Source organism: Acinetobacter bouvetii DSM 14964 = CIP 107468 (genome assembly GCF_000368865.1).
Lineage (GTDB): Bacteria > Pseudomonadota > Gammaproteobacteria > Pseudomonadales > Moraxellaceae > Acinetobacter > Acinetobacter bouvetii.
Genome location: NZ_KB849725.1, coordinates 366,905 through 382,138 on the forward strand (window position 1 = coordinate 366,905; position 15,234 = coordinate 382,138).

Consider the following 15,234-nt stretch of genomic DNA (forward strand, 5'->3'; position numbering starts at 1 on the left):
ACTTGATAACGGTGTGATGATGGATAAACAGATTATTTTTGAAGATGAACAGATCCGGGTCATTTTCCTCAAAGGTTCATCGGCAGAATTGATTTTTTCCTTTGGCGATTTAATTACGCGGGCCAAAGGCCTGAGCGTGAATGCTGAAAAATCACTGCACAAATTCGATTTTAATGTGATCGGCATTATGCCGAAGCAAAAATCATGGTTTCCCGAAAGCTCCATTTTAGCCATGATGGACAGCATTCAGCCGGTGATTGCGCCGTTTAAAGCCCGGATTGCCTATGGCGGTTCGATGGGCGGCTATGCCGCCATTAAATATTCCAATCTGCTGGATGTGCAGCGTGTCGTCGCGATGGTGCCGCAGTATTCGATTAACCCCGAAGATGTGGAAGATACGCGCTACAACATGTTCTATCAGCCCGAACTGAATGGGCGCATGTTTGTGCGGGCGGAAGATGTTTCGCCAGCGCGTGAATATATCGTGATTTTTGACCCGTATTATGCCGCTGACCGCGTGCATATTGAGCATTTGAAGCCGCTGATTCCGCATGCGCATTATCTGCATTTGCCCTATACCGATCATGACGCGATTGCCGTTTTGGCCAGCTCCGCGCTGGTGCATGACTTTTTGCGCCACCCTTTTGACGCCAGCTATTTCTACAAAAAGATGCGCGAGGTCAAAAAGAACAGCAAATTCTATTACCGCAAGGTGATTGAAAATCTGCTGCCGCGCCATCGCGCGGCGCTGGGGCATATTTTAAAGAGCAATGCGCTGGCGCTGGATGATCAGTTTTTTGATGCCAAACAGAAGCAGGCCCTGCTGCGTGAACTGTTCAGCAATAAGCAGGTGGATCAGCAGGATTTAGCCAAACTTGGCATACAGGTCAGCATGCCGCAGGAAAAACGCAGCCTGCTGCAGGATGCCTATGGGCATGGCTTGGTATTTAATGTCATCAGCCAAAAAATTGAAAGCTATGCCGCGGGCGCGATTGAGCTGAATCATAAATTCCTGATTCCGATATATGCCAAAGGCAATGCCTTGGTGCAGATCAGCTGGAATGATCAGCCTTATATGATTGTCATGAATGACCGCCAAATGATGAAGCTGGTGCTGCTGCAGGATGAGCTGTCTTTAGGCATGCATCCGCTGATGATGAAGAAGTATGCCGGTTACTATGTGCTGAGCTACAAAAATCTGAATTTAAGCACCGATGAACTGGGGGCGGCGCACTTTGCCGATGTATTGGATGATTCCAGTAAATTTGTACCGCAGCTGGAAAAAGCTTAGTTTAAAAAATAGCCCGTTGCTTTATTCCGCATTCAGGCTAAGATCTGAATAGAGCACGGCTTTATTGCGTGCATTCAACGGATTTTAAACTTGAAGATCAGTATGAGCGGGGTCATCAGTATGCAATCTCATCAGATGCTGGCAGTAGGGTGTTTGATCTTGACCATCATGTTTCCGGGCAGTGCTTTTGCGCAGGGTTTCAGCGCCCATACCGCCGTTTTCAGTCTTGGCTTGATGGTGGTGAGCGCATTGGCAGTGTATGTGGTGATTCAAATCCGCAATTCATTGCGCAGCGATTTAGACAAGCGCTGAACATCATTTTCTGGATGGATCCGCCAGCATGGCAAACCCGCAGCATTGCGGGTTTTTCGTTTTTATGTGCTGCAAAATGGGCTTGAAATGCCTGCTGGACTTAGCTTTAATGCCTTAAACACATGCAATCTGCATGCATAATGACTGAAGGACATACAGATGAAAGCCGTATATTTAGATTTTGAATCATTGGATAAAAACGATTTGGATTTCAGCGGTTTGCATGCTGTATTTGATGAGCTGGTGTTGTATCCCGGCACTCTGCCTGAACAAGTGCTGGAGCGTATGCAGCGGGCCGAGGTTATTATCAGCAATAAGGTGGTGCTGAATGCTGAAACCCTGCAGCAGTGCCCGCAGCTGAAACTGATTTTAATTTCCGCTACCGGCACCAACAATGTGGATTTGCAGCAGGCCAGACAGCAGGGGATTACTGTCTGCAATTGCCAAGGCTATGGCACATCCGCCGTTGCGCAGCACACGTTGATGCTGATGCTGAACTTAGCCACATCGTTCCGCCAGTATGACCGCGCAGTGCAGCAAGGCGAGTGGAATAAAGCCAGCCAGTTCTGCCTGCTGGACTTTCCCATTATTGAACTTTCAGGCAAAACTTTAGGGCTGGTGGGCTATGGGGAACTGGGCAAGGAAGTTGCGAAGCTGGCGCATGCTTTCGGCATGAAAATCATGATTGCATCTTTGCCGAAACGCCCATCCGCTGCAGAGCGGGTGCCTTTTGCAGAACTGCTGCCGCAAGTGGATTTTTTAAGCCTGCACTGCCCTTTAACGGAAGATACCCGTGATTTGCTGGATAGCGCTGCCTTTGCGCAAATGAAGCCAAGCGCATTTGTAATCAACTGCGCGCGCGGCGGGGTGGTGAATGAGCAGGCGCTGGCGGATGCGCTGCGTTCAGGCCAGATTGCGGGAGCCGCTACGGATGTGCTGACGGCTGAACCGCCAAAAGACGGCAATGTGCTGCTGGACAGCAGCCTTCCAAACTTAATTGTAACGCCGCACAGCGCATGGGGCAGTGTCGATGCGCGTCAGCGCATTGTGCAGCAGCTGATTGAAAATACCGAAGCGTTTAAAGCGGGTTTGGTGATTCGTAAAGTGAATTAAGCATCGCATGCATACTGCACTGAAAAGGCCTTGATGCGGCTGAAATTTCACCTGCTGTGGATAATTTATTTATTTGTGTGGAAAACTAAACGCTGAATAAAACAGCACGATTCAGTTTTCTGTATCGGGTTTTATAGCAGTCCTCTGCATCCGTTTTCTGCAGAGGATTGCGATTTCAAACAAAAGCCCATCAGAGGGCGGGCTTTCAATGCTCATTAGTTTGCATCTTTCATTTTATAAACGTCTTATAAATCCGTCACAGGATAAGTAGCAGTGCCCGAACTGCCCGGTACTGTATTCGGTGCAGTTTGATTAAAGCTAGGTGCAGCAGGAGCGGTATGGTAGCTGCTTGGCGATGTAGACGGCTCGCTCAATGAACGCCGCTCGATCGGTGCTGATTGGCTCGGCTTGCCGCCTAGCGCTGCTTTGGTTTCCTGAATTTTAGTATTTACGCCTTGAGCAGCCTTCTGTGCGCCTTCATCGACCTTTTGCACGGTATTGCCAGCAATGTCTTTGGTATTGTCCCAGGCCTGATCGACCGACGGCTTAATTTTACCGATGCCGCGTTCAGCCGCATTGCCCACTTTAGCCGCGGTATTCAATACGCCTTCCTGCGCTTTATAGGCCCAGACATGGAGAATATTCGGGTTATCGCCATAAGGCTTCACCGGTTTTTCTGCCGGCTGCTGTGTCTGAGCAGCTGCTGGTGCGGGTTCTTGCGCCTGCAGTGTAGAAGCGGCCCCTAAAGCAAGACCCGTGCAGAACACAGTTTTTATGGCATTTTTGATGAAAGCGGTTTGAATATATTGCATGGTGCAGGCACCTCTATTGATTAGCTGAGCTTAGAGGCTGTAGAGCCCATTTCTGTTGCTCATTATAAGCAAGCGGACTGAGCTTGCATGCATAGGTTGCAAAATTCATACAGCTTTAAAAATGAGGGTATCGGATGAGCTGTACTGTCCTATAAAGCATCCCGAATTGATCTGTCCGGCATAAAAAAGACCCACCAAGATGGGCCTTCTTTTAGATATCTCTGGAGGAGAATACCGTTTTTACCGCAGAATCATTCTGCGTTATTTAATGCCAATCTCGGCATCCGTTTCTGATGAAATATGCGCTTTGCCGGCTGGTGTATTGAGATCTGCCTGCACATTGCCCTTCAAGCCCGTGTTGGGCGTTTGGTCTGGATTGGTTTTTTTCGATAAGAATTTTTGGGTTTTTTCAGGCTTTTCATGCAGAGGCTGTTTTGCTTTCGCGCTAGTTTCAGCACTGGATTGCTTGATTTCAGCTGTTTTTTCTCTGGCGGTCCGAGCTTTATCGGCAGCAGCGGCTTTTGTGCCTTGCCATTGATCTTGTGTAAATGCTTGGGTTTTTGCTGCGCCGTGTTCGATGCCTTGTTCCGTGTTATAGGCAGCTGCTTTAACGGCATCGCCGGTTTTATTCACAGCACTTTTAACGTTTTGGCCTAAGCTGCTCAGCACGCTTGTATCTGCATTTGCTTGTAGATTGACTTGGGCATTTGCATCAGCTTGTGCTGTGTTTGCAAGAACGAGAGGCGGGGCTGCACACAGCGCTGCAGTTATTACTGTTGTTTTAAAAAGATTCATTCTGAATTTATACCTCGTTTGGTGAAAAAAATTCACCTTGCGGATGGGATCGAAAATTATCTTAGAGGTATTTCTTTGAAAAAAACGGATTTTTGATTAAAGCTGCACAAGGGCTTACACGGAAAATACGTTGAGCCGATTTATGTAGGAAGCGGGTAAGAAAATGTGATGAAAGTTAAGTCTGTGAACATAATTTTGTTCTTTGTAACTTCAGTTTTGTATTTATGGATTGCTGGCTTTAACGCATCATCTGTTAAAAATGCATTTAACAGATGATGCAAAGTGCTGGATTAGTCACATTGCGCTAAAGCGTCTTTATGGAAGTTGTGGCGCAGTGCAAGGAAGTTCTTTTGTACGTCTGGCGAATACAAATCGAAGCTGTTTGCTGTACTGGTACCGTCTTTGGCAAATGTTGCAGAACCGCCGCTAATCAGTGTTAGGCCTTTAAATGACCATTGTTCGACCACTTTGCCTTCTGCCAAGTTGCCAGTAAATTCGATCAGGCATTTGTCTGCAAATTTGGTCAATTTTGCTTTGTTGTTGGTAGTGTTTGGATAAACATCTAGATTTTCTGCTTCTTGCAGTACGCCTAAGTCTAAAGTTTGGATTTTTGGCGCTGTTGTACATGCACTAAGCGCGATACCCGCAAGACCAGTCAAAATGAGCGTTTTCAGTTTCATACGATTCTTTCTTGTTGAGTGTTGTGGGTTTGAGTATAGGGAATTGATATAAAATTTCATATAGTTTATTAGTCTTTGATATTGTTAAGTTCGTATGTTTTTAGATAGTAATGGTTTTTAACTTTAAGGGAATTCATGTTGTCTTGAATAAGGGTGGTATTGAAATTATTCTTTTCATTCCAAAAATTCTGTAGTTCATTAATTTTAAGTCGTTGTTCTTCAGATAAGCTTTCAAACCAAGATGGTGATACATAAGTATTATGTATATATAAAAAGACTAATGAAAAAAGTTTATCTTCAATTCTTAAAGGTTCATTTAATATAGATTGAATGATGCTTTCTCCATATTCATTATTTTCTGTAAACCAACTTAAGATAAAATATCCTTTTCCATTTAGATGGATGCAATTAACGTAAAAGTTTTTAGATTGTTTTTCAGCATTATTTAAATTTTGAAGTTCTACGCCGTTTAAGTCAAAATCTAAGTTGAAACAACTGCTACTTTGGAAACGTGGGTATCTATCATGTAGTTCAAAAATATAATGCTGTATTAAGTTGTCATAATTATTTTTTTTATATGATTCCTCCATTTTACGTTTATAGTAATTGCTATATTTTAAGCCAAGGTTATAAAAAGCTATTTGGCTATTAATTTCTATTTGAGAGGTTATTTGGGACGAAATATCCTTTGAGTTGTCAGTGCTTTTTTTAATCAATGTTAATAAGTTGCTAACCGATTGCATAGCATTATATTCAATGCAAATTGCTCGATAGCAAAGATCAAATAACTGCTTAGACGTTTTTTCAAAATTATTTTTTTCAAAAGATGAAAATAGAATTTCATCATGCCGTTTACAAAAGCCAGTAAATGTTGAAGCATTTCTAATTCCTATCTTTTTGAAATTAAATCCATTAATTTCAAATTTCATCCCATAAACATGCTGATTATCACTAATATATTGTAGTGAACCTTTTTTTGAGATTGAATGAGCCTTTATAATTGAGCCTTCACAGTTAGAAACACCCTGGTGAAGGCATGATTTATAAGAAAAATTCTTTTTGAATATTATATTAATCTCATTTTCTGTCTTTTGTGGCATTTTTTCTTTATGAAAATGACAATCTATGAAATTTAAATTAGATAAACACCAACATGGCTGCTTCTTTGGAAGTTTTCTTAAAATCTCTCGAAAAAATGTAAAAGAGATTAAGTTATCTTTATCTCCTTTCTTTTTGCGTAATTTTAATAAATATTGATAAGATGACGCATTAAAAAGTTTTTTTTGAACTGCATATTCTAGACAATCTAAATCGATAAATTTAATGCCATTAATTGTGTAAGTTAGCTTTCTCTTTTCTATTTTCATAATTTATCTATATAAAAAACCCGCTAATTTATAGCGGGTTTTTGCTTAAATTACAACCATTTAAGAATTTAGTGTTGAAGCACTGAAATATCAGCCACTTTCGTAAACAAATCACGAAGCTGAGCAAGCATACGTAAACGGTTTGCTTTCAAGTCTGCATCTTCAGCCATCACCATCACGCCATCAAAGAACGCATCGACTGGCGCACGCAGTGCAGCAAGCGCAGACAATGCCGCAGTATAGTCTTTGGCAGCAAATAACGGCTCAACCACAGGAGTCACTTTAGCAAGTTCAGCGAACAATGCTTTTTCAGCATCTTCAACCAAGTTTGCTTCAACCACAGCGCCTTCAGGCGCAGCTTCTTTAGCAAGAATGTTGGCAACACGTTTGTTGGCAGCAGCAAGCGCAGCAGCTTCAGGCAAGTCACGGAAGTGATTTACTGCATTTACACGCTTATCAAAATCAAGCGGTGATTTTGGAGAAAGCGCTTGAACCGCTTGAATCACGTCAACCGCAACACCTTGGTCTTCGTATTTCGCACGGTAACGGCCTTCTAAGAATGCAACAGCATCGTTTAAAGTCTTCGCAGGATCTTTGATTACATCGCCATAAGCAGCCAAAGCCAATTTAATGAGTTCTTCAATCGAAACATCAAGATTGTTTTCAGTCACTAAACGCAAAATACCAATCGCAGAACGGCGCAGTGCAAACGGGTCTTTAGAACCTGTCGGTGCTTGACCAATACCAAAAATACCTGTGAGCGTATCTAAACGGTCCGCAAGGGCAATGGTTGTACCTGTTTTAGTTTGAGGTAAAACATCGCCAGCGAATTTAGGAAGATATTGCTCGCCTAAAGCTTCTGCAACTTCGTCATTTTCGCCTTCAATACGCGCGTAGTATGTACCCGCAATACCTTGCAGCTCAGGGAATTCACCCACCAATTCAGAGGTTAAATCGCATTTTGCAAGCAGGGCAGCTTTTTCAGCATCAGCTGGGTTTGCGCCAGTAATCGGAGCAAGAGCCACAGCCAATTTTGCAATACGTTCAGATTTGTTCCACAGCGTACCCAATTCTGCTTGGAACACCATGTTCGCCAATTTTTCTTTGCGAGACGCAAGCGGCTGCTTTTGATCTTGCAGGAAGAAGAATTCAGCATCCGACAAACGAGGACGAACAACTTTCTCATTACCTTCAATAATTTGAGCTGGATCTTTAGACTCAATATTTGAAACGGTAATGAAGTAAGGCTGCAATTTATTGTCGCTATTCACTAAGCAGAAATACTTTTGGTTATCCTGCATGGTGGTGATCAACGCTTCTTGCGGCACGGCAAGGAAACGCTCTTCAAAGCTTGCACGCAGCGCAACAGGCCATTCAACCAATGCGGTCACTTCGTCACGCAAGTCTGCAGGGACAATAGCAATCGCATTCACTTCATCCGCAAGCGCTTTCACTTGCTGGTCGATGATCGCTTGACGCTCTTCAAAATTCGCAACCACATAAGCTGCTTTTAGCTTCGCAAGATATTCATCTGCATTGGCTAAAGTAATCGCTTCAGGCGCATGGAAACGGTGACCATAAGTCACATTGCCTGCTTGATGATCCTGAATGGTTGCATCAACAACATCGTTGTCTTTTAACAATACAACCCATTTTACAGGACGGACGAATTCAGTACGGCTTGCCGCTGAACGCATACGTTTTGCAATTGGAAGATTGTCCAACGCAGTTTGTAAAATTTGCGGCAGTAAAACGTCAAGGCTTTGACCTTTCACATCTTTTAAATAGCAGACTTTTTCAACTTTACCTGCTTGGAAAGTTGAAACTTGATCAACCGTGATGCCTTGACCGCGCATAAAGCCTTCAAGCGCTTTAGTCGGGTTGCCTTCGGCATCAAAAGCGGCTTGTTTGGCAGGGCCGTCAAAACGTTTTTGCGTGTCCGCTTGCGCGCCATCAACATTGACAATTTTAAGTGCCAAACGGCGCGGCGCTGCATAAGCTTCAATAGAATCGAATGCAAGGCCTGCATCTTTTAAGCCTTTTACTGTTTCTGCTCGCAGCGCATCACGTAATTTTTTTAAGCTTTTTGGCGGAAGTTCTTCACAGCCGAGTTCGAATAAAACGGTATGTTTAGACATTATTTATTCTCCTCTTTTGCTGCTTCTTCAACTTGTGCCTTTAACTGAGCCAATACTTCATCGCGTAAATGCGGTTCTGCCATTGGGAAGCCAAGCTTCGCACGTGCAGCCACATAGCTTTGCGCAATAGAGCGCGCCAAAGTACGTACACGTAAAATGTAGCGCTGACGCTCAGTTACAGAGATCGCGCCGCGGGCATCGAGCAAGTTAAAGCTATGCGATGCTTTAATCACTTGTTCATACGCAGGCAGTGGAAGTTCTGCTTCCATTAAGCGGGTTGCTTCAGCTTCATAGAAGTCGAACAGCTCAAACATTTTTTCAACGTTGGCATATTCAAAGTTATAGGTCGATTGCTCCACTTCGTTTTGATGGAATACATCGCCATAAGTCACAGTACCAAACTGGCCTTTGGTCCAAACCAGATCGTAAACTGAGTCTACACCTTGGAGGTACATTGCAAGACGCTCAAGACCGTAAGTGATTTCACCTGTCACAGGGTAGCACTCAACACCGCCGACTTGCTGGAAGTAAGTGAACTGAGTCACTTCCATGCCGTTGAGCCAAACTTCCCAGCCTAAGCCCCATGCGCCCAGTGTTGGAGATTCCCAGTTGTCTTCGACAAAGCGAATATCGTGAGTAAGCGTATCAATACCAATGGCTTTTAAAGAGTCTAGGTATAACTGCTGGATGTTGTCTGGGTTTGGCTTAAGCACCACTTGGAATTGGTAGTAGTGCTGTAAACGGTTTGGGTTTTCGCCATAACGGCCGTCTTTCGGGCGGCGTGAAGGCTGCACGTAAGCGGCGTTCCAAGTTTCAGGGCCTAAAGCGCGCAGGAATGTTGCAGTGTGGAATGTACCAGCGCCCATTTCCATGTCGTAAGGCTGCAGAATCACACAGCCTTGTTCAGCCCAATAGTTTTGTAAGGCAAGAATTAAGCCTTGGAAGGTATCAATATGCGATATGGCGCGACTCATGGTCATCCACTTAAAATTAGAGAAAAATTGTGCTCAATTATAAGGGCTTTGTTGGGGAGTGGCAAAGGTTTAGCATCAAGTATTGGGCTTTTAATCTTGAATAAAATAAACCTATGAAACTCTTAGAGCGGATCTAAGTAGAATAAAATAGAATTGAGGAAGAAGAATTTGTAAATTGTGGAGGTGGTTTTCGCTAGAATATGAGGATAAATATTAAATATACTTTAGGAATAATAAATTGATTCAAAGGCTTATGGAATTGAAGTGGTTGCGTTGGCAAAAAGGTCGTCAACAATCGGGCTATGATAAAATGCTCATTATTTATAATAAGTTAGGCGTTGAATGTGATGCCTATTTATTGCGTTTTCTTGTTGGATCGATGATTCCGCAACACCAAGATCCTGTACAAAAGGGGCGGCATTTTCGATTAAATATCATTATTAAAAAATCACAATCGGGCGGTGAGTTTATCTGTGAACGAGACATTATAAATTTACCAAGAATTAAATTGTTCAGACCTGATTTATATCGGCATGAAGTGACTGAAGTTGTTGGCAGTCCACGTTATGTTTTGAGCATAGGGTGGGTGTTAGACGAATCACTTAAATGCTGTAAATAATTCTAATATTCATAACATATAAAATAAATACACCTTATAAAATGCTTTAACCTATAATTACGCATCTGTCAAAATGAAAACAGGCGTTCACGTGTTCCACTCCAAAGCTGTATGGCTCAATACGCTCAAACCCAACTTTAAAGTCTTGCCCTTAAAAGACCGCTTGCTGTGCGGGCTGGGTGCACTGATTGGCCTGGCGCTGTCATCATTTATCAGCTGGCTGGCGCTGGGCGACCTAAACGCATGGTACATCGCCCCGATGGGCGCTTCTTCCGTTTTGCTGTTTGCGGTTCCCGCCAGCCCGCTGGCGCAGCCGTGGAATATGGTCGTCGGCAACAGCCTTGCGGCTTTAATCGGCGTGACCTGCGCCATGTTCATTCCAAATTTGACGGAAGCGTTCAGTATTGCGGTCGCATTGGCGATCATTTTGATGATGACCACAGACTCATTGCACCCGCCCAGCGGCGCAGTGGCAATTACCGCTGTTTTAGGCGGCGATGCAGTGCATCAGCTGGGTTACAGCTTTTTATTTTATCCAGTGCTGCTGAATTCAGTGCTGCTGATGCTGATTGCGATTATGTATAACCGTTTGCTCGGCAAGCAATATCCGCAAAAAGCGCAGCTGAATACGCGAACTGCAGCGCCGACGCCGACGCAGAAAGTGACCATTCAGCCGGCGGATATTCAAAATGCGCTGGAACAGCGGACTGAACTGCTGGATATCAGCGAATACGATTTACAGAAAATTATTTTAGAGGCGCAGGAGCTGGCGAATGCCCGGGCGGTGAATCAATTTACCTGCCAGGATATTATGACCAAACAGGTGATTTCACTGCGCGCCGAAGATGATATTCAGTCTGCGCTGGATAAATTCAAACAGATTAATTTAATGAGCCTGCCGGTGGTGACGGATTTGGACCGGCTGGTGGGCACACTCGCGCTGTATGATGTAGTGGAATGGTTTAAGCGGGCGGCCGACCCTAAAGCGTCTTGGGAAGAGCATGTTTATCAGATTATGAATCCGCAGGTGGTGACGGCACAGCCTCAGCAGCCAATTCAAGATTTGGTGCCTTACTTTGTCGAACGCTCTTTTAACTATATTCCTGTGGTCGAACATCAGCGCTTAGTGGGCATTATCAGCCGTGCCGATATGATTGCCGTCTTAAATCAGCAGCTGAATCATCTGCGCCAGCAGGCCGAGTAGCGCAAGCGAGGCAAAAAAAAAGCTGCAGCATTTTGGGGAAAAGCTGCAGCGACCAAAAGAGCAGGTCTAAGGGATCAGTACATCAGGTTTTTAGCTTAAAGGGTCATCGTTGACTGTGCGCACAGGGTTTTTATAGCCCTGCATATTTTTGTATGCAACACTTTGCTTTGGCATGACCAGCCATAGCACCAAGTACACTAAAATGCCTGGAAAGGCTGCACTCATGCAGGAAATGATGACAAAAATAATGCGCAGTAAAGTCACATTCCAACCAAAACGTTCAGCAATACCGCCCATTACTCCCGCAATCATATTTGAGCGGTTCGAACGGTATAAACCAACATTGGCCATTTAAGCCTCCTTAAAAACGAACAAAATAGGGCAGAGGTAAAAATTTCCCTCTTGTATAAAGAATGGTGACGCACTGCATGTTTTAAAGGGGGAAATGCCAATAAAAAGTAAAAATATGTAAAGCTGGATGATAAAAACAGGCGGACATTATTAAAATGAGGACCATGGCATGGTGTGAAAATATTTTTATTTATAGAGCAATTAGATATACAACATGCTGTTCACAGGGATATGAGCATTTTTATGATGTGCTGATTCTATGCTCAGCACCTCGCTCAGCAGTCAAGCGGTAATGGTTAAATGATGGGATATGCAGAAAGAAAGTCTTTATTCGGTTCAATGCGCTGCTTATCGCTGAGCGCAGCCAGCCTGTTTTTAGGCTGCGAGCAGCCGCCAGAGCCGCAGAATCATTCCGCCTCACAGCCTGTCTCTGCAGCAGATGCCAATGAACATATTGCTTTGGAAAAGCAAGCAGAAGCGCAGGGTGGAAAATTGACCGATGTTGCGGGCCAGGCCACGCTGAATGCGGATCAGCCTAAGTTGAAAAATATTAGCGTGCCTGAATATGCCAAAGTTTTTATTGGGCGCTTTCATGCCAGTATTCCATGCGATGACGGATTTATTCCCTGCAAACAGGGTACGGCTGAATATATTCTGAATTTATTGCCGGATGGGACGGTGCACCGCAGTATTATTCATTATGGCAAAGTCTTTGCCGATAAACCGGTGACAGAAGACGGCAATACCACCTACCGAAAAGATAGGTGGACGCTGGATGAAGAGCTGCAGGAAATTATTGTTCACCGCAAAGAAGGGGTGAATTTTTATTACAGTATTCAAGACCGCGATCATTTGGTGATGAATGTAGAGAAAATCAGCAGTGACCGTGAAGGGCGGAATCAGGAATTATTTAATAAAGGCTATCCGCAGCCGGCAAAGGCCTATGTGCTGACGCGAGATCAAAACAGCCAATAATTTAAAATAAAGATCATTTGAACTTTATTTTATGCTGCAGCATGAAGAATCTGGTGGGTTGTGTGGGGTTCGAACCCACGACCAATAGATTAAGAGTCTACTGCTCTACCAACTGAGCTAACAACCCTGAACGAGGATCAGTGAACTTAAAGCATCGCTTTAGGGGTTCACCCGAGTGCAAAAAAAATCTATGATTTTTAAAGGTGCATAAAGCACTGCATTTTGCAGCATCGGTATAGCAAAATTTCGAGAATGGCGAATCAAAACCGTTACGGTAATGGTTTGTCTTGGTCGGAACCTGCAGGTTTCATTTCTTTAACTGACGAAAGAAAGAAGCCCTAAGAAAGAATGGTGGGTCGTCCGCGACTCGAACGCGGGACCAATAGATTAAAAGTCTACTGCTCTACCAACTGAGCTAACGACCCATATAGGGGTATTTCTAAATTGTATTCTAAAACTGATGTTTTAGAAAGATGGTGGGTCGTCCGCGACTCGAACGCGGGACCAATAGATTAAAAGTCTACTGCTCTACCAACTGAGCTAACGACCCATCTCTCTTGATGGAGCGTATTGTAGCAAGATCTCATCCAAGCGCAAGTAAAAAAACATAAACTTGCTTTTGTTTGATTATAAAAAAAACAAAATTGCCTGCCTTATTGATAAAACAGGCAATTATCTGTTTTAGAAACGGTATTTATACGCTTGAATATTTTTTAAAATATCTGCCGTTAAATCGCAATACGCCTCACTGTTGGGCAACAGCACTAAGATGCGCTCATCCGTCTGACTTGGATCATAAGCCTGTTCTTTCAGCTTATTTTTTTGATATTTAAAGGTGCCCGTGGTTTCAACTTTCTGCTGTACACGCAAAAAAACGGGAACAGCATAAGCGGGCAGATGCTTTTTGAATTCGGCCGCCATGTATTTGCAATCCGCTGCATCCAGCGCGGCTTGATCTGCCAATGTGATGGCTGCCATGCCCGCACGGCCATTGGTATTGGGAATTTCTACACCATAAACCACGGCTTCGGCAATTTTGGCGTATTCGCTGACGATGTTTTCGACTTCAGTGGTCGAGACGTTTTCACCTTTCCAGCGGAAAGTGTCGCCTAAACGGTCGACAAACTGCGCATGGCGGAAACCGATGTCGCGCACTAAGTCGCCTGTATTGAAATATGAATCGCCATGTTTAAACATGTCTTTGATGATGACAGACTTGTTTTTTTCTGCATCGGTATAGCCGTCAAAAGGAGAGCGCCGGGTGATTTTTCCCACCAGCAGGCCGACTTCGCCTTTTTTCACTTTCATGCACCAGCCTTTTTTATCCCGGATGGGCTCATTTTTTTCTTTATCAAACTGAATAATGGCATACGGCGTTGGCGAGAAGCCCACGGTATTGTCAAAATTGAAGACATTGCTGAAGCCGACGTTGCCTTCGCTCGATGCATACAGCTCAAGGACTTCTTCTACGCCAAAGCGCTCCTTGAATTTATCCCAGATATTGGGGCGCATGCCGTTGCCGATCATTTTTTTGACGCGGTGGCCTTTTTCCAGCTCGGAAGGCGGCGCATCCATCAAGTAGCGGCAAAGCTCGCCTACGTAGCCAATCGCCGAGGCATCAAACTTTTTCACATCTTTCCAGAAAGATGATGTAGAGAATTTACGGCGCAAAGCCAGTGTTGCAGCTCCTGCAATGACGCCGCACCAGCACACGACAGTGCCTGTTGCATGGTACAGCGGGAGCGTCACGTACATGACGTCTTGCTCATTTAAATTCAGCACATGGCCATAAGTGCCGTAGGCCAGCGTCCAGCGGCTGTTGGTGAAAATAACCGCTTTGGGCAAGCCGGTTGTGCCTGATGTGTAAATATAGAACAGCCCATCTTTGCCTTTTACGCTGTGGGTCGTTGCTGGATTGAAGGTTGGAAATTCATCAATAACGCTGGCTAAATTGATGAAGCCTTGCGGTGCGGTTCCGGCGTTTTGGCGTGTCGCCTGATCTGCAAACCAATGGAAGCGGTCAGCTGCCAAATTTAAATCATTACGGATCTCGTCTACTGCTTCACGACATTCTTCTCCGGCAATCAGCGCAATCGGATTGACCAGGTTGATGCTGTGAACCAGCACTTTGCCTGTTTGCGCTGTATTGACCAGCGCTGCTGTCACGCCGATTTTTGCCAGCGCGATAATAGACGCTACCAATTCAGGGCGGTTTTCCACCATGACGGCAATGACATCGCCCTTTTGCGCGCCGATCGACAGGCAGTAATGCGCAATCTGGTTGGCCCATGCATTGAGCTCATTATATGTATATTTTTGATCTTCAAACAGCAGGGCGTTGCCGTTTGGGTTGCGTTTGACAGCCCGTTCAAAAGCAATGCCTAAACCGGCAGGAGTATTGGGCGTGCGTAAATAGGCTTGCTTAAGGCCACTCAACAAGTTGGGAACTTTGCTGATAAAGCCCGGAATTTTTGCTGCGACATCAGCAATCCCAATTAGATCGTGTTGTGTAGTTTGACTCATAATAATCCTATTTATTTTTCGCCGTCCAATGCGGTTTCTTTCTCTGCAAAAAAACTTTTGCGTTAATTTCACACTTGTCT

General features: G+C 44.4%; 14 protein-coding genes and 3 tRNA genes. 6 read left to right on the plus strand and 11 right to left on the minus strand.

The features are described 5' to 3' along the window. Positions 1-19 precede the first annotated feature (19 nt). From F941_RS01750 to F941_RS01760, 3 genes are all read left to right on the plus strand, one after another. Complete coding sequence (locus tag F941_RS01750) at positions 20-1,291, plus strand: hypothetical protein (protein WP_026253379.1); 1,272 nt, start codon at positions 20-22, stop codon at positions 1,289-1,291. Between the two features lie 120 nt (positions 1,292-1,411). Then, a complete protein-coding gene (locus tag F941_RS01755) occupies positions 1,412-1,603 on the plus strand; it encodes a hypothetical protein (RefSeq protein ID WP_228128328.1) in 192 nt (63 codons plus the stop codon). 159 nt (positions 1,604-1,762) lie between these two features. Beyond that, complete coding sequence (locus F941_RS01760) at positions 1,763-2,716, plus strand: 2-hydroxyacid dehydrogenase (protein ID WP_005007128.1); 954 nt, start codon at positions 1,763-1,765, stop codon at positions 2,714-2,716. Between the two features lie 245 nt (positions 2,717-2,961). Here F941_RS01760 and F941_RS01765 read toward each other — a convergent pair whose 3' ends face one another. The 6 genes from F941_RS01765 to glyQ all read right to left on the minus strand — a co-directional run bounded on the left by F941_RS01765 (position 2,962) and on the right by glyQ (position 9,482). Then, the gene (locus F941_RS01765; protein ID WP_005007130.1) at positions 2,962-3,528 is read right to left on the minus strand and encodes a hypothetical protein; all 567 of its coding nucleotides are present in this window, start codon (positions 3,526-3,528) and stop codon (positions 2,962-2,964) included. A gap of 261 nt (positions 3,529-3,789) precedes the next feature. Beyond that, entirely contained in the window at positions 3,790-4,323 is a 534-nt protein-coding gene (locus tag F941_RS01770; RefSeq protein ID WP_005007131.1) for a hypothetical protein, read from the minus strand. A 290-nt stretch (positions 4,324-4,613) separates the two neighbouring features. Further along, the gene (locus F941_RS01775; RefSeq protein ID WP_018572731.1) at positions 4,614-5,003 is read right to left on the minus strand and encodes a hypothetical protein; all 390 of its coding nucleotides are present in this window, start codon (positions 5,001-5,003) and stop codon (positions 4,614-4,616) included. Positions 5,004-5,071: 68 nt separating this feature from the next. Beyond that, the gene (locus tag F941_RS01780) at positions 5,072-6,370 is read right to left on the minus strand and encodes a hypothetical protein (RefSeq protein WP_005007133.1); all 1,299 of its coding nucleotides are present in this window, start codon (positions 6,368-6,370) and stop codon (positions 5,072-5,074) included. 68 nt (positions 6,371-6,438) lie between these two features. After that, positions 6,439-8,508, minus strand: a complete 2,070-nt coding sequence (glyS, locus tag F941_RS01785; RefSeq protein WP_005007134.1) for a glycine--tRNA ligase subunit beta — start codon at positions 8,506-8,508, stop codon at positions 6,439-6,441. Continuing rightward, entirely contained in the window at positions 8,508-9,482 is a 975-nt protein-coding gene (gene glyQ / locus F941_RS01790) for a glycine--tRNA ligase subunit alpha (protein WP_005007135.1), read from the minus strand. Before glyQ ends, glyS begins: the two co-directional genes overlap by 1 nt. Positions 9,483-9,735: 253 nt before the next feature. Here glyQ and F941_RS01795 point away from each other — a divergent pair, with 253 nt between their 5' ends. Together F941_RS01795 and F941_RS01800 are read left to right on the plus strand one after the other, a co-directional pair. Continuing rightward, positions 9,736-10,101, plus strand: a complete 366-nt coding sequence (locus F941_RS01795; protein ID WP_018572733.1) for a hypothetical protein — start codon at positions 9,736-9,738, stop codon at positions 10,099-10,101. 91 nt (positions 10,102-10,192) lie between these two features. Further along, complete coding sequence (locus F941_RS01800) at positions 10,193-11,305, plus strand: HPP family protein (protein WP_026253380.1); 1,113 nt, start codon at positions 10,193-10,195, stop codon at positions 11,303-11,305. 90 nt (positions 11,306-11,395) lie between these two features. On the opposite strand, the gene F941_RS01805 is transcribed toward F941_RS01800, so the two are convergent. Next, positions 11,396-11,656: a PspC domain-containing protein gene (locus tag F941_RS01805; protein WP_005007143.1), complete on the minus strand. Its 261-nt coding sequence runs from the start codon at positions 11,654-11,656 to the stop codon at positions 11,396-11,398. Positions 11,657-11,956: 300 nt separating this feature from the next. Between F941_RS01805 and F941_RS01810 the strand changes: the two genes are divergently transcribed. Next, positions 11,957-12,631, plus strand: a complete 675-nt coding sequence (locus tag F941_RS01810) for a hypothetical protein (RefSeq protein ID WP_018572734.1) — start codon at positions 11,957-11,959, stop codon at positions 12,629-12,631. A gap of 51 nt (positions 12,632-12,682) precedes the next feature. On the opposite strand, the gene F941_RS01815 is transcribed toward F941_RS01810, so the two are convergent. From F941_RS01815 to F941_RS01830, 4 genes are all read right to left on the minus strand, one after another. Next, positions 12,683-12,758 (minus strand) — tRNA-Lys (locus F941_RS01815). A 222-nt stretch (positions 12,759-12,980) separates the two neighbouring features. Then, a tRNA-Lys gene (locus tag F941_RS01820) sits at positions 12,981-13,056 on the minus strand. Between the two features lie 49 nt (positions 13,057-13,105). Next, positions 13,106-13,181 (minus strand) — tRNA-Lys (locus F941_RS01825). Between the two features lie 131 nt (positions 13,182-13,312). Next, positions 13,313-15,154: a long-chain-acyl-CoA synthetase gene (locus F941_RS01830; RefSeq protein ID WP_005007145.1), complete on the minus strand. Its 1,842-nt coding sequence runs from the start codon at positions 15,152-15,154 to the stop codon at positions 13,313-13,315. Positions 15,155-15,234: the final 80 nt, after the last annotated feature.

Bases quoted from the DNA above. Each gene is read 5' to 3' on its own strand.
- F941_RS01750 (WP_026253379.1), top strand. From the start codon at position 20: ATGGATAAACAGATTATTTTTGAAGATGAACAGATCCGGGTCATTTTC.
- F941_RS01755 (WP_228128328.1), top strand. From the start codon at position 1,412: ATGCAATCTCATCAGATGCTGGCAGTAGGGTGTTTGATCTTGACCATC.
- F941_RS01760 (WP_005007128.1), top strand. From the start codon at position 1,763: ATGAAAGCCGTATATTTAGATTTTGAATCATTGGATAAAAACGATTTG.
- F941_RS01765 (WP_005007130.1), bottom strand. From the start codon at position 3,528: ATGCAATATATTCAAACCGCTTTCATCAAAAATGCCATAAAAACTGTG.
- F941_RS01770 (WP_005007131.1), bottom strand. From the start codon at position 4,323: ATGAATCTTTTTAAAACAACAGTAATAACTGCAGCGCTGTGTGCAGCC.
- F941_RS01775 (WP_018572731.1), bottom strand. From the start codon at position 5,003: ATGAAACTGAAAACGCTCATTTTGACTGGTCTTGCGGGTATCGCGCTT.
- F941_RS01780 (WP_005007133.1), bottom strand. From the start codon at position 6,370: ATGAAAATAGAAAAGAGAAAGCTAACTTACACAATTAATGGCATTAAA.
- glyS (WP_005007134.1), bottom strand. From the start codon at position 8,508: ATGTCTAAACATACCGTTTTATTCGAACTCGGCTGTGAAGAACTTCCG.
- glyQ (WP_005007135.1), bottom strand. From the start codon at position 9,482: ATGAGTCGCGCCATATCGCATATTGATACCTTCCAAGGCTTAATTCTT.
- F941_RS01795 (WP_018572733.1), top strand. From the start codon at position 9,736: ATGGAATTGAAGTGGTTGCGTTGGCAAAAAGGTCGTCAACAATCGGGC.
- F941_RS01805 (WP_005007143.1), bottom strand. From the start codon at position 11,656: ATGGCCAATGTTGGTTTATACCGTTCGAACCGCTCAAATATGATTGCG.
- F941_RS01810 (WP_018572734.1), top strand. From the start codon at position 11,957: ATGATGGGATATGCAGAAAGAAAGTCTTTATTCGGTTCAATGCGCTGC.
- F941_RS01830 (WP_005007145.1), bottom strand. From the start codon at position 15,154: ATGAGTCAAACTACACAACACGATCTAATTGGGATTGCTGATGTCGCA.